The organism is Actinotignum urematis (genome assembly GCF_051264595.1).
In the GTDB taxonomy this organism is placed as follows: domain Bacteria; phylum Actinomycetota; class Actinomycetes; order Actinomycetales; family Actinomycetaceae; genus Actinotignum; species Actinotignum timonense_A.
Genome location: NZ_JBOZBG010000008.1, coordinates 63,854 through 76,770, shown reverse-complemented (window position 1 = coordinate 76,770; position 12,917 = coordinate 63,854). Strand labels below are relative to the sequence as shown.

The window sequence follows — 12,917 nt, the reverse complement described above, 5'->3', positions numbered from 1 at the left end:
CGGTCTGAACATCCGTAAAGGCCGGATCGGGAGCTAACGACACGCCGTCATTAGACCCACTTTTTGTCTATTAACCCCCGATTCATGTTCCCCTCAGAGGTTTACGGGGTACCGGTTCTCCAAAGAAAAAGGAAGTGGTCGGAAACAATATCCATGTTTCCGACCACTTCCTATGCTGAGCCCAGCTAACTCACAAGAGCGAGCCAGAGCTCAGCGAAGCCACAGTACTTAGGCGGCGCGCTGCACCTTGCCGGCCTTGAGGCACGAGGTGCACACGTTGAGGCGCTTGGGGGCGCCCTTCACAAGCGCGCGAACACGCTGAATATTCGGGTTCCAGCGGCGGCTAGTACGCACGTGCGAGTGCGAGACGCTCTTCCCGAAGCCCGGGTGCTTGCCGCAGACGTCACAAACAGAAGCCACGGTGTTCTCCTTCGGTTGATCATGGATCCGCTCGCGCACCTGCCGCTGTTCGGTAGATACACCTGAGCGCATAGGAAAATTACAACTCCACTAGTATAGCGGTCGGGAGAGCACTTGCCAAAGGTTCCCTCCGTGGCGTAGGGCACGTGTGGCGGGAATGGCGGCGTCGTCGTAACAAACAATGCATGGTCCCCACGGTGCCGGCCCGCACCATAAGAGTTCCGATCCGCACCACCACGTGCTGCGCCACCGCGTGCCGTGCGGGCAACGTGCCGTTAGGGAAAATATAACGCGGGTGTTAATCTGAAGAGTATGGACAGCGCGCAGGCGGCGGCACAGACGCGAGGCGGCACCCCGGCCGTGGTATCGGACGGGTGGACCGCGCTCAGCGTGCCCCTTGAGCGCGCCCTGGGCAAACGCAGCGCCACCTCGTTCGCGCGGCTCGGCCTGCACACCGTGGGTGAACTGCTCTATCACCTGCCCTTCCGTTACGCGCGCCGCGGCGAACTCCTCCCCATCGAGCAGGTGCGCGAAGGCGAGGACGTCACCGTGATCGGCCGGGTGGTGGGCGCGGAATTGCGGCCCATGCGCGCGCGGCGCGGCTTCATCCTCTCCGTTCTTATGACCGACGGCGCCCGCGAACTCAGCCTCACCTTTTTCGCGAAGTCGCAGCGAGTTTTGGCCTACCACGAACGGCGCCTGCAACCCGGCACGGTCGCCACATTTTCGGGCACGGTGAGTTCCTACCGTGGCACCCTGCAACTCACCCACCCGGATTACGACCTGGTAGAAGACGAGGGCAGCGTGGACGTGGAGCGCCTGCGCCGCCCCATCCCCATCTACCATGCCAGCGCCGCGCTACCCTCCTGGAAAATCGAGCGGGCGGTCAGCACCGTTCTCACCGGGCTGACCAGCGCGGATGTTCCCGATCTGCTTCCCGCCGGCTACCGGCGCGCTCATGGCCTGCCCACCCGGCTCGAGGCGCTGCGCCGGGCCCATCGCCCCGAGGAACCCATCACCGCCGCGCTCGCCCAGCTACCCTTCCGCCACGAAGAAGCCCTGATGCTTCACACCGTCCTCGCCCGGCGCCGCGCCGCCCGCGCCGCGCATCCCACCACCGCCTACCCGCCGCAAAGCGGTGGATTTCTGGATGCTTTCGACGCCCGCTTGCCATTCGAGCTCACCGCCGGGCAGCGCGCGGTGGGGGAGGAAATCGCCTCGGACCTTGCCGCCACCACCCCGATGCAGCGCCTGCTCCAAGGCGATGTGGGAAGCGGGAAAACCGTGGTGGCCCTGCGCGCCATGCTCCAGGTGGTCGATGGCGGAGGCCAGGCCGCCCTCCTGGCGCCCACCGAAGTGCTGGCCGCCCAACACGCCCGCAGCGTGCGCGAACTGCTCGGGGACCTGGCCGCGGGCGGGATGCTGGGGGCCGCCGAATGCTCCACCCGGGTGGAACTCCTCACCGGATCGCTCACCGCCAGCGAGCGCCGCGCCACCCTGGCCCGTATCGCCTCGGGAGAAGCCGGCATTATTATCGGCACCCACGCGCTGCTTTCCGAGACCGTCCAGATTCCCTTCCTCGGCCTGGCGGTCGTGGACGAACAGCACCGCTTCGGGGTGGACCAACGCGATATCCTCGCGCGCGGCGTCCACACCCTCGTCATGACCGCCACCCCCATCCCGCGCACCGTCGCCATGACCGTTTTCGGAGATATGGCCGTCTCCACCTTGCGTGAACTGCCCGGCGGGCGCGCCGGGGTGAGCACCGTCGTCGTTCCGGAAAACCGCGCGAACTGGATCGCGCGCATGTGGTGGCGCGCCCGGGAAGAAATTGCGGGCGGCGGGCGCGTGTACGTGCTCGCTCCCCGTATTAGTGAGAACGACGACGCAGCCACCCCCGCGGAGGACCCGGGCAGCGAAAGTACGTTGGCCACCGTCACTGAACTGGCCGAACGCCTGCGCGCCCTGCCCCAATTCGAGGGAATCGCGGTGGGGGAGATGCACGGGCGGCTGAGCGCCGCGGAAAAAGACGCCGCCATGGCGGATTTCGCGGCCGGGCGGGTCCCGGTGCTCGTTTCCACCACCGTTATCGAAGTGGGGGTGGATGTGCCGCAGGCCACCATGATGATCATTATGAACGCCGAACGTTTCGGGCTGTCCCAGCTGCACCAGCTGCGCGGGCGCATCGGGCGCGGGAGCAAAGCCGGGCTGTGCCTGGCGGTGAGCGGCGCCCCGGAAGGAAGCCTGGCGGCCGAACGCCTCGCGGCTTTCGCCGCCACCACGGACGGTTTCGCGCTGGCTGAAAAAGATGTGGAGCTGCGCTCCGAAGGTGATGTGCTGGGGACCCGGCAGGCGGGAACCACCTCCCACCTGCGTTTCCTCTCCGCGGTGCGCGACGCTGATATTATCGCTACCGCGCGCGCCGCCGCCACGGACCTCGTGGAACGCGGCGCGCTGCCGGCGGAGCTGGAGCGGGCCGCGGACGCATTGGATACCGAGCGAGCCACCTACCTGGAAAGGGGATAAGCAATGACACGTATTGTTGCCGGAACCGCCAAGGGGCATATTTTGCGGGTGCCGAGTTCGGGAACCCGCCCCACCTCGGAAAAAGCCCGCGAAGCGGTATTTTCCCGGCTCGACCATCGCGGCTTTATTGCGGATGGGGAAGTCCTGGATCTTTTTGCTGGCTCGGGTGCCTTGGGTTTGGAAGCGAAAAGCCGCGGGGCACGCGCCGTCGTGCTGGTTGAATCGGAAGGGCCGGCCGTCAGCATTATTCGTGACAATGCTGCCCGCGCCCACCTCGATGTGACCGTGGTACGGATGAAAGCGGAAAAGTATCTTTCCCAGGAACCGAATTATCGTTTCGATGCCGTTTTCGTGGATCCGCCCTACCGTTATACAGAAGCACAGATCACGAAAGTGCTCGAAGGCCTGGCCCCGCATGTAGCCGCGGACGCCGTCGTCGTAGTGGAACGCGATAGCTCCTCACCGGAACCGAGCTGGCCGGAGGGGTGGGAACTCGATGATTCGCGCCGTTACGGGACCGCGACGCTGTGGACGGCGCAGCGCAGCGCGGGCACGGAAGGCGGAGAAACGGCAACGCCCGGCGCAACCGCGGCGGCGAGCGAGCGCCCCGCGTCGGCCGAGAGCGCGCAATAATCGCGCGTCGACTAGGCCGAGCGCCTCAGGAAAGATTAGGCTATAACTATGACGCTTGCAGTCTGCCCCGGATCCTTCGATCCCGTCACTTTCGGACATCTCGACGTTTTTGCCCGCGCCGCTTCCCTCTTTGACGAGGTTGTTATTCTGGTCGCGCATAACTCTTCGAAAAATCCGCTTTTTTCGCCGCGGCAACGCGTGGAGTTCATTCGCGAAGAAGTGCGCCACATGGCCAATGTGCGGGTGGAGGATTTCGGCGGGCTGCTGGTGGATTTTTGCCGCGATATCCGGGCGGACGCCATCGTCAAGGGGCTGCGTTCCGCGGTGGATCTGGATGCGGAATACCCCATGGCGCTCATGAACCGGGAAATATCGGGCATCGAAACGGTGTTCCTGGTGGGGGACCCGGCGAAAGGCCATATTGCCTCCTCGCTGGTCAAAGATGTGGCACGGCACAAAGGTGACGTGCGGAGTTTCGTTCCCGCGCGGGTGGCGCGGGCTTTGGAAGAGGAGATGCAATGACTCAGGATACGCGCGGGGAATCGGTGGTGGAGATCCTCGATGAGCTCCTCGCCCTGGTGGATAACGCCCGGTCCATCCCCATGTCCGCCTCGGTGATGATCAACCAATCCGAGGTGCGTGACCTGCTCCAGCTCGCCCGCGATGCGGTGCCCGACCAGGTGCTTCGTGCCGATGACGTGCTGGCCGATATCGATTCGGTGCGCGCATCCGGCCGCCAGGAAGCCGCCAGTATTATTGCCTCGGCCCGCCAGGATGCGGAAAATATTGTGGCCGAAGCGCGCGCCCAGGCTAGCCGGCTCGTCTCCAATGACGCCATCACCATCGCGGCGCGCTCCACCGCCGCCCGGATTGAGGATGAGGCCAAGCAGAAGGCCGAACGGCTGCGCGACGGCGCCAACCACTACTCCGATTCCACCCTCGCCACCTTGGAAGGCCAGGTAAACGGGGTGGCCGCCGCGCTGGAAGAAGCCGTGCGGGCCGCGCACGAAAAAATGGATGCGGCCCTCGCCCAGATTTACGCGGGCCGGGAAGTTCTCGCCAGCCGCCAAGAAACCACCGACGCTGTTTTTGATCATTCCGAGGAGGAATAGTGGACCTTCGCAGTCCTTTTGTTGTGTCGCTGCACGATTTACCGCGTAGCGACGGCTCCCTCATGCCGGTGCGGGAAACTTTTGCCGCCCCCGCGGATCTGGGTATCGAGCTCATGACCGTCCCCACCGGATCCGAGCTGGATGTAGACCTCAGCCTCACCTCGGTTTCCGAAGGCGTGTACATCGGCGGGCAGGTGCATTTCACGGTTGCGGGCCAGTGCTCGCGCTGCCTGCGTGATATTCACGAAGAACGCACCCAGGACGTATCCGACCTGGCCTACTACCCGCAGCGGCGCGCCGAACTCATCGCCGAAGGGGATGAGGACGCCGAAGAACACCCGGTTATTGAGGATGACCACGTGGACCTGGAACCGGTACTGCGCGATGCCATCGTGCTCAACCTGCCCTTCCAGCCGCTGTGTTCGCCCACCTGCCAGGGCCTGTGCGCCGGCTGCGGGGAACGCCTGGAAGACCTGCCCGAAGGGCACCACCATGAGGCCCCGCCGCGGCGCTCGGATGCCCTGGACGCGCTGGAAGCCCAGCTGCGAGCACAGGAGTAAGCGGAGTACGTATGGCCTATCGCGAATTAGTGGAACAGTGGGGAATTGACCTGCCCCGGCCGCTGCTGCGCCGCGCCCTCACGCATCGCAGCTTCGCTTTCGAACACGACGAACCCCATAACGAACGCCTGGAATTCCTGGGTGACTCCATTTTGGGTCTCATTATCGCGGAGAAAGTTTTTCGGGAATACCCGGACGCTTCCGAAGGTGATATGTCCCAGATGAAAACCTACGCGGTGTCCGAAAAGGCACTCGCCGATGTGGCGCGGCGTATCAACCTGGGCGATTCCCTGCGCCTGGGCCGCGGGGAAGACCGCTCCGGCGGGCGCAATAAGGACTCCATCCTTTCCGATACCGTGGAAGCGCTGATCGCCGCCACCTACCTGGAACACGGGATGGAACCCACCCGCGAAATCGTGGATCGACTCCTCGATTCCAAGATCAAAGACGCCTCCGTGCTGGGCCCGAACCTCGATTGGCAAACGAGTTTCGAAGAGCTCGCGCACGGCCTGGGTTGGGACGGCACCATGGAGTTCGAACTCAGCTCCACCGGCCCGGACCACGCCCGCGTTTTCACGGCCGTTGCGTCGATGGCCGGGCGCGCATGGGGCAGCGGCGAAGGCACCTCGCAAAAGAACGCGCGCCACGCCGCCGCGGAAGCCTCCTACCGGATTCTCGCCGATCTGATCGAGAAAGGCGAAGTACAGCCGGTGGCTGAGGATAAGAACGACGACGCAGCTCCCGGCACGGGTGCATCCGCCACCGACGGCACTGCCGGCGCGGAATCCTAGTAGGTAGGCGTGCCCGAACTTCCCGAAGTTGAATCCATTCGGCGCGGGCTGGCCGAGCACCTGGTCGGCCGGCGCATTCTTGGTGCCCGTGCTTTCGGAACCCGCGTGATCCGCCGTGCCCCGCAGGGCCTGGCCCCGGTGGTGGGTCGCACTGTGCGAGCGGTGGTGCGGCGCGGAAAATTCCTGTGGTGCGATATGGGAGAGGACCTGGCGCTCCTTGCCCACCTGGGTATGTCCGGGCAGTTCCGGGTGGATGAGCCGGGCGAGGAAGAAAGCACTGCCGGGCAGCGCCGCCACCTGCGGGCCCGCTTCGAGCTCGATAACGGTCTGCTCCTTGACTTCGTGGACCAGCGCACTTTCGGCTACCTGGCGCCGGTCACTTTCCAGGCCACCGCTGATGGCCAGCCGGGCGGGGCGGGATCCAAGCGCGCCGTCGTACCCGCGCCCGTGGCGCATATTGCCCGCGACCTGCTCGACCCTTATTTGGACGAAAGCGCGCTACTCGACATTCTCGGCACCACGCGGCGCGCGCTTAAACGGGTGCTCCTCGACCAGGAGATTGTTTCCGGGATCGGCAATATTTACGCCGATGAAATGCTCTACCGGGCGCGCATCCACCCGGAGGCGACGGCGCTCCCCGCGGCTGCGGCGCAGGCACTGCTCAATGCCGGGCGGGAGGTACTCGAGGCCGCGCTGGCTGCCGGCGGAACGTCGTTTGATCAGCTATATGTGCATGTCAATGGGGAGAGCGGCTATTTTGAGCGGTCTTTGCAGGCCTACGGGCGGGCCGGGCAGCCCTGCGCGCGCTGCGGTGCCCCCTTGCAGAAAATTACCCTCGGGGGCCGTTCCACCACGCTGTGCCCGGTATGTCAAGTCGCTCCGATTGGGTAGAATAAGGGCGGATTATTGACCGATGATGGTGATGCACAAAGGAGGGCCGGCGCGTGGCACAAAATATTCGCGTCATGATTATTGATGATCATGAAGTGGTACGGCGGGGAATCATTGAGGTGGTTGACCGTTCGGAGGGCCTCGAGGTGGTCGCTGAAGCCGGATGCGTAGAAGAAGCGGTGCGGCGCGGCGGCCTGGTACTCCCCGATGTGGCGCTGGTGGATCTGCGCCTCCCGGACGGCACCGGAATTGACATTATTAATCAATTCCAGGAGGTCAGCCCGGATACCAAGTGCATCGTCCTCACCTCTTTTGATGACGACGACGCCCTCTCCGAATCCCTCAACGCCGGCGCGAAAGCGTACCTCTTGAAGTCGGTGCGCGGGGCGGAAATCTCGGACAATATCAAGGCCGTGGCCGAAGGGCGCGTTCTGCTCGATGAGCGCACGGTCTCGCGCCGGCGCGCCGATCATGACGACCCCACCGCGGATCTCACCCCCTCGGAACGCAATGTTCTTGAGCTAATCGGGGATGGGCTATCCAACCGGGAAATCGGCGAGCAGCTCGGGGTGGCAGAAAAGACAGTGAAGAACCACATCACCTCGCTGCTGTCCAAGATGGGACTGCAGCGGCGCACCCAGGTGGCCGCGTGGGTTGCCGGCCAGCGTGCCACCGGTTGGCGTAACCAGTAAGAACGCTTGTTGTGGCGGAGCGGCTGTGCAGTCACCCGGTTGAGCCGGCAGCCATAGTGCCCGCTTAGGTGCTTGCGCCTGTCGCTATCATCTAAACGGGCATTTATCCGTCAATAAGGGCCCGCCAGCGCACCACGGTACCGCGTTCGCTTCCCGGAGCGATGGAGAAAGTGCCGTGGTGGCGCCGGGCCCGGGCGGCCAGATTAGACAGCCCCGAACGCCGGCTCAATTCGCCAATGCCCACGCCGTCATCGGCAACTTCCACGCTAATATCACGGTCGGTGACGGTGACGGTCACGGTGATGGAATGGGCGTGGGCGTGGCGCACCGCATTGGAGAGGCATTCGCGCACCACCGCGATAACGTCGTCGCTAATATCCGAACCGATAGCATCATCGATTTCGGTGTGCGTGCCGCTATCAATATCTTCGCCGCGCACGGTAATCCGCAGGCTCGGGGTGAAACCGAGCTGCGCCGTGACGGAGCTGACCTCGCGGCGCAGGCGTGAAACTACTGGGACGGACGTATCCGGGCCGCGCAGCGAGTAAATAATCTGGCGGATCTGCGCCACGGATTCGTCAATCGACTCGATGGCGTTATCGAGGGAATCGAGCACGTTATCGGCCACCGCATCCTCGGTTGCCAAATCGTCACGCAGCGCGGATAGGCGCATCCCGGAAGCAAACAACTGCTGGATCGCGAAATCGTGCAGATCGCGCGAAATGCGGGAGCGTTCTTCCAGCTGGGCCGATTGGGCTTGCACATAGCGGGCATCGGCCAGTTCCAGGGCGAGGGCGGCTTGGTTGGCCACGCTTTCCGCCATCGTCAAATCAACCATGTCGAATTCGGCGCGCCCGCGCAGCCGGGCCAGGATAATAACGCCGCGTGCGGTATCCCCGCCGGCCATCGGCGCGTAGAGAAGCGGGCCGAAACGGTCGAGGGGATTATCGGGGGAGGGAGCCGCGGTGCTCGTATCGATAATGCGCCCGAGCCCGCTTTGGGCTACGGCCCGCGCCCGGGAATCCCGCCCGAAGGTGGTTCCCACCAGGTCCTGCCCGGCTTCCCCCGCCACGAATTCGCAGGCCCAGGTATCGGCTACCGAAGGCAGAATAATGAGGGCCAGATCGGCATCCGCTACCCGCCGCATTTCCGTGGCGATGAGCTGGAGGGCTTCTTCTTCGTCGCTTCCTTGCAGCAGCGCGATAGTGATGCGCCGTGAGGCAGAAAGCCACTGCGCACGGGAGTTCGATTCCTCGTACAGGCGCGCATTTTCGACGGCGATGGTGGCCGCGCGCGCCAAGAGCGCAATGAGGTTAATATCTGATTCGCTAAAAGCCCCGGGCTTGTTAAAGAAGATCACCCGGGCGAGCACCCGGTTCCCGGTCATGAGGCGGGAGGTGAGGAAATTCGTGATACCCGGGCCGTAGATGCCGTCCTGGTGGCCGGCGGCGCTGAGCGGAGTGCTGCCAGCGGCGGGTTCCGGGATGATGCCGCTCTCATCGTGGACGGCGCTCACCGCCTCGGCGCGATCCCACATCACGGTATCCTCATCGCCCAAGCTGGTCAGGTCCCGATCCAGGCTGGTGGGGGTGAGGCTGGCAGCCGCGGGCAGCGGCTGGCCCAGGGTGACAATGCTCGTCACCTTTTCCGCCGAATTGAATATGAGAACGGCGGCGCTGGATGCCCCGGTTAGTTTCAATCCGGCGCCGGCCAGATTTTCGAGCACCTGGGTGCGATCCAGGCGCGCGGTCAAGGCCAGCGCATTGAAAATAACCGTTGTGGTATCCAGCATCCTTATTCCTGTTTCGCCGCCCATGCGTATGAGGCGAGCCTTTCGGTGAGCTCCTCGTGGGTGCCGCGCGCGCTCACGTGGGCGATACCGCCCTCATCACGGGTTATCACAATAACCTCGTCGGCCGCATCGAGGGGCGTGAGCCGGTGCGTCACCAAGATAATAGTACGCGGGTCGGAGCTATTCTTACCGGCCCGGAGCAAATCGCGGATAAGCTCATCGGCGGTTTCCGGGTCAAGGTGCTCACCGGGCTCATCCAGGAGCAAGAACTCCGCGTCGGAGGCCAGTGCGCGGGCAAGGAGCAGGCGCCGTCGTTCTCCACCGGAAATCGTGGCGGCGTCCTCTCCCAGCAGGGTGTGTACCCCGCGCGGAAGCTGGGTGAGCCAGGTGCCCAGGCCCGCCCGCACCAGCAGCTCCACCGCTTCTCTTTCCGTAACCGAAGGGCGGGCCACCCGCAGGTTTTCCAGCACGGTTGTTTCGAAAACGTGGGCGTCTTCCGCCGTGAGGGTGAGGGTGTGGGATACAGTGCGCCGATCCAGGGTGGAAACTTCATGCCCGTCCAGGCGCACCGAGCCGGCGTGCGGGCGCAGCATTCCCGCCAGGGTGTAGAGCAGGGTCGATTTCCCGATTCCGGAATGCCCCACGATGGCGATGGAGGAACCGCGTTCCACGTGCAGCTCGAAAGGCCCGGCCACATCCGGGCCGCCTGGCCAGCCGATAATAAGGTCGGTGGCATGCAGGCCACGTTCCGCAACCGGGGCCGGGGCTTCCGGTTCCTCACTGCGCTGGGCGCGGTCGAGGAGCTCGAGGATCCGCTGGGCGGCTTTGGCGGAACGCACCAGCTGGATAGCTGCTTCCCCGAGGCCCTGGGTGGCTTCGAAAGCGGCGAGCGGGGTGAGCACGCAGACCGCCAGCGCGGTGGCGGAGAGGGTGCCGGCATCCAGGGCGCGGCTCCCGATAAGAATCGCACTCACCACGGCAATCCCCATGGCGAGGGTATCGAGGGCGATAGCGAGGGCCTGGGGGCGGGCCGCGGCATCGCGGTGGCGGAAGATCCGCTGTTCGGTGGCTTCCTGCACGTCCTCCATGGCGCCCACCCGCCCGGCTACCCGCAGCTCCGCGGCGGAATCCAGCATGGTCAGCGCGGTAGCGGAGATCTCGGTTTCGTCACGCACCTGCGCTTCTTCGGCGATACGCCCGCCGCGCATGGCCAGGTAGGGCGCGAGAATACCGGAAATCAGGAGGCAGCCGGCCAGCAGCAGACCGATGGGCGGGCACAGAATCCCCACGATCAGGCAGGAGACCAGGCAGACTATCCCGGCAACCGCGCCCGGTTGCACCGCTTTGACGACGACGTCGCCAACGGAATCGACATCCCGGCCGGTACGGGCGAGCAGGTCACCGCGCCGCACCGAAGTGACGACGTCGGTGGGGGAATCGGCCAGCGTCGCGTACACGGCAGTACGCAGATTGGACATCCCGTAGAGGGTGACCCGGTGCGAGAAAATCCGATTAACATAGCGCAGCAACGCCTTGGACACCCCGAAGAAACGCACCGAGGTGGTGGCCACCCCGAGGGCAAGAACCGGAGGCATTTGGGACGCGCGGGTAATAAGCCAGGCAGAAACGGCAGCCAGGGCCACTGAACTGCTCAGCCCGGCGGCACCCGCCGCAACGGAGCCCCAGAATCCGCCCTTATCCACGCGCAGCAAACGCAGGGCACGGATGAGAGCGCGGCGTTCGTCTTGAGGGAAAGTACTCACTTGGTCACCTCGGTTGTCTGGGAGTTAGTGGATGCGGTGGCGTTTTTCGTTGGTACGGTGGCCGGTTGCGCCGTCGTCGATACAACATCAATAACCGCGTCGGCAAGATCGAGAAGCGCGGTGCGGTGCGCGATCACAATAACGGTGCGGCCCTGCGCGCGTAGATGCGCAACAGATTCGACGACGCGCTTTTCGCTACGGGCATCCAGGTGGGCGGAAGGTTCATCGAGGAGCACCAGCGGGCGCTCGGATACCAGGGCGCGGGTGAGGGCGAGGCGTTGGCGCTGGCCCACGGAAAGACCCACCCCGCCCTGCCCAATGAAGGTATTCCAGCCTTCGGGAAGCTCGGCGATGACCTCATCAAAGCCGGCGAGGGCGGCGGCGCGCTCCAGGGCCGGGCCCGGCGTTACCCCGATATTTTCCGCCACGGTTCCCGGTACGATCACCGGACGTTGCGATACCCAAGAAACCTGCGCCCACAGGCTTTCTCGGCGGATGTCTGCGAGCGGGGTGGTGCCGATATGAACGGTTCCGCTATCGGGGGTAATGAAGCGGAGGAGCACATTCGCCGTCGTCGTTTTTCCGGAACCGGAAGCCCCGCGCAAAGCCGTGACGTGCCCGGGAAGGATCTGGGCATTCAGGTGCGAGGGAGCGATGGTATCGCGGCCCGGGGCGAGCACCGAAAGGTCGGAGATGGTGATGGGGGAGGTGGCCAGATCGGGGCAGTCGAGCGTGCCGTCTTCCACGGGCAGGGGCTGTTCGAGTAGGTCAAAGACCTGGGCGGAAGCGGCCACCCCGTTGGAGGAGGCGTGGAATTGGGTGCCCACTTCCCGCAGCGGTTTAAAGACTTCCGGCGTGAGCATAATAATCGTCAGGCCGGTGAAAAGGGAGACGTTTCCGGCCACCATGCGCAGGCCTACCTCCACCGCAACGAGGGCGGTGGAGAGGGTGGCGAGGAATTCCAGAACGGCGCCGGAAAGGAAAGCTATATAGAGAGTCTGGAGCGTTTTCTTCGCGTAATCATCCCCGAGGTGCTTGACGCGCCGGGCCGGGCCTTCTTCACGCCCGAGCGCCTTGAGGGTGGAAAGGCCGCCCAGGAGGTCAAGGAGCTGCTGGCCGAGGCGCTGCATGGAGGCGAGGCGCTCATTGGAGAATGCCTGGGTCATGCGCCCGATGAGGATCATGAAAATCGGGATGAGAGGGATGCAGGCCACGATGGCGATAGCGCTCACCCAATCGAGGAAAAGAATAACGACGAGCGCGAAGGGGGTGACCGTGCAGGTGAGGATGAGCTGGGGGAGGAATTTGACGAAATAGGGTTCCAAGTCGTCCAGCCCGGAGGTCACCAGGGTGACGGTGGTGGAGGTGTTTCCCGCGGCGAGCCAGCGGTCGCCCAGATCACCGGCGCGGCGTAGTACCCGGGCGCGCAGATTGGCGATGGTGCGCAGCGCGGCGCGGTGGCCGTAGGATTCGCGGATATAGATGAGAAGGCTGCGCGCGGTGAAAGCCGCAGCGACCCCGAACACGGGCCAGCCAATATCACGGAAGGTGAGATCGCCGTCTGCCACCGGGGCGACCGAAGCGGCAATAAAGAAGCATTGCGCGAGCACGAGCGCTGTTTCGAGAAAACCAACGCCGCCGAGTAAGGCGACGTAGCGGCGCGCCGTGGGCGCAAATTTCATGAGTCGAGCATCAACGGGCTTCATTCTTCTCCTTGCACTCTGCTTTATCGTAGCC

At 64.4% G+C, this 12,917-nt stretch carries 12 protein-coding genes; 8 read left to right on the top strand and 4 right to left on the bottom strand.

The annotated features are described in order from the left end of the window. Nucleotides 1–228: 228 nt before the first annotated feature. Nucleotides 229–420 carry a 50S ribosomal protein L28 gene (gene rpmB / locus ACRQDJ_RS05335; RefSeq protein WP_016442917.1) on the bottom strand — a complete coding sequence of 64 codons (192 nt, stop codon included), beginning with the start codon at nucleotides 418–420 and terminating at the stop codon, nucleotides 229–231. A 312-nt stretch (nucleotides 421–732) separates the two neighbouring features. On the opposite strand from rpmB, the gene ACRQDJ_RS05330 reads away from it, so the two are divergent. From ACRQDJ_RS05330 to ACRQDJ_RS05295, 8 genes are all read left to right on the top strand, one after another. Next, nucleotides 733–2,946 (top strand): ATP-dependent DNA helicase RecG, encoded by a 2,214-nt coding sequence (locus ACRQDJ_RS05330; RefSeq protein WP_284903415.1) that lies wholly within the window; start codon nucleotides 733–735, stop codon nucleotides 2,944–2,946. Between the two features lie 3 nt (nucleotides 2,947–2,949). Then, entirely contained in the window at nucleotides 2,950–3,579 is a 630-nt protein-coding gene (gene rsmD, locus ACRQDJ_RS05325; RefSeq protein WP_284903413.1) for a 16S rRNA (guanine(966)-N(2))-methyltransferase RsmD, read from the top strand. 48 nt (nucleotides 3,580–3,627) lie between these two features. Next, on the top strand, nucleotides 3,628–4,101 hold the full coding sequence (coaD, locus tag ACRQDJ_RS05320; RefSeq protein WP_016442914.1) for a pantetheine-phosphate adenylyltransferase: 474 nt from the start codon (nucleotides 3,628–3,630) through the stop codon (nucleotides 4,099–4,101). Next, on the top strand, nucleotides 4,098–4,691 hold the full coding sequence (locus tag ACRQDJ_RS05315; RefSeq protein WP_026429460.1) for a F0F1 ATP synthase subunit B family protein: 594 nt from the start codon (nucleotides 4,098–4,100) through the stop codon (nucleotides 4,689–4,691). The genes coaD and ACRQDJ_RS05315 overlap by 4 nt, the downstream gene beginning before the upstream one ends. Next, a complete protein-coding gene (locus ACRQDJ_RS05310) occupies nucleotides 4,691–5,251 on the top strand; it encodes a YceD family protein (protein ID WP_284903412.1) in 561 nt (186 codons plus the stop codon). The genes ACRQDJ_RS05315 and ACRQDJ_RS05310 overlap by 1 nt, the downstream gene beginning before the upstream one ends. A gap of 11 nt (nucleotides 5,252–5,262) precedes the next feature. Further along, nucleotides 5,263–6,042, top strand: coding sequence for a ribonuclease III (gene rnc / locus ACRQDJ_RS05305; RefSeq protein WP_284903411.1), 780 nt, complete (start codon nucleotides 5,263–5,265; stop codon nucleotides 6,040–6,042). A gap of 9 nt (nucleotides 6,043–6,051) precedes the next feature. Further along, nucleotides 6,052–6,933 (top strand): bifunctional DNA-formamidopyrimidine glycosylase/DNA-(apurinic or apyrimidinic site) lyase, encoded by an 882-nt coding sequence (gene mutM / locus ACRQDJ_RS05300; protein WP_284903410.1) that lies wholly within the window; start codon nucleotides 6,052–6,054, stop codon nucleotides 6,931–6,933. Between the two features lie 74 nt (nucleotides 6,934–7,007). Then, complete coding sequence (locus ACRQDJ_RS05295) at nucleotides 7,008–7,625, top strand: response regulator (RefSeq protein WP_039899046.1); 618 nt, start codon at nucleotides 7,008–7,010, stop codon at nucleotides 7,623–7,625. Between the two features lie 103 nt (nucleotides 7,626–7,728). Here the strand turns inward: ACRQDJ_RS05295 and ACRQDJ_RS05290 are convergent, their stop codons facing one another. From ACRQDJ_RS05290 to cydD, 3 genes are read right to left on the bottom strand one after another with little or no spacing between them, the layout of a single operon-like run. Further along, the gene (locus ACRQDJ_RS05290; RefSeq protein ID WP_284903409.1) at nucleotides 7,729–9,417 is read right to left on the bottom strand and encodes a GAF domain-containing sensor histidine kinase; all 1,689 of its coding nucleotides are present in this window, start codon (nucleotides 9,415–9,417) and stop codon (nucleotides 7,729–7,731) included. 2 nt (nucleotides 9,418–9,419) lie between these two features. Then, complete coding sequence (gene cydC, locus ACRQDJ_RS05285; RefSeq protein ID WP_284903407.1) at nucleotides 9,420–11,180, bottom strand: thiol reductant ABC exporter subunit CydC; 1,761 nt, start codon at nucleotides 11,178–11,180, stop codon at nucleotides 9,420–9,422. Further along, nucleotides 11,177–12,886, bottom strand: coding sequence for a thiol reductant ABC exporter subunit CydD (gene cydD, locus ACRQDJ_RS05280; protein WP_284903405.1), 1,710 nt, complete (start codon nucleotides 12,884–12,886; stop codon nucleotides 11,177–11,179). The genes cydC and cydD overlap by 4 nt, the downstream gene beginning before the upstream one ends. Between the last annotated feature and the right edge of the window lie 31 nt (nucleotides 12,887–12,917).

Bases quoted from the DNA above. Each gene is read 5' to 3' on its own strand.
- rnc (WP_284903411.1), top strand. From the start codon at position 5,263: ATGGCCTATCGCGAATTAGTGGAACAGTGGGGAATTGACCTGCCCCGG.
- cydD (WP_284903405.1), bottom strand. From the start codon at position 12,886: ATGAAGCCCGTTGATGCTCGACTCATGAAATTTGCGCCCACGGCGCGC.
- ACRQDJ_RS05295 (WP_039899046.1), top strand. From the start codon at position 7,008: ATGATTATTGATGATCATGAAGTGGTACGGCGGGGAATCATTGAGGTG.
- ACRQDJ_RS05315 (WP_026429460.1), top strand. From the start codon at position 4,098: ATGACTCAGGATACGCGCGGGGAATCGGTGGTGGAGATCCTCGATGAG.
- coaD (WP_016442914.1), top strand. From the start codon at position 3,628: ATGACGCTTGCAGTCTGCCCCGGATCCTTCGATCCCGTCACTTTCGGA.
- rsmD (WP_284903413.1), top strand. From the start codon at position 2,950: ATGACACGTATTGTTGCCGGAACCGCCAAGGGGCATATTTTGCGGGTG.
- ACRQDJ_RS05330 (WP_284903415.1), top strand. From the start codon at position 733: ATGGACAGCGCGCAGGCGGCGGCACAGACGCGAGGCGGCACCCCGGCC.
- ACRQDJ_RS05290 (WP_284903409.1), bottom strand. From the start codon at position 9,417: ATGCTGGATACCACAACGGTTATTTTCAATGCGCTGGCCTTGACCGCG.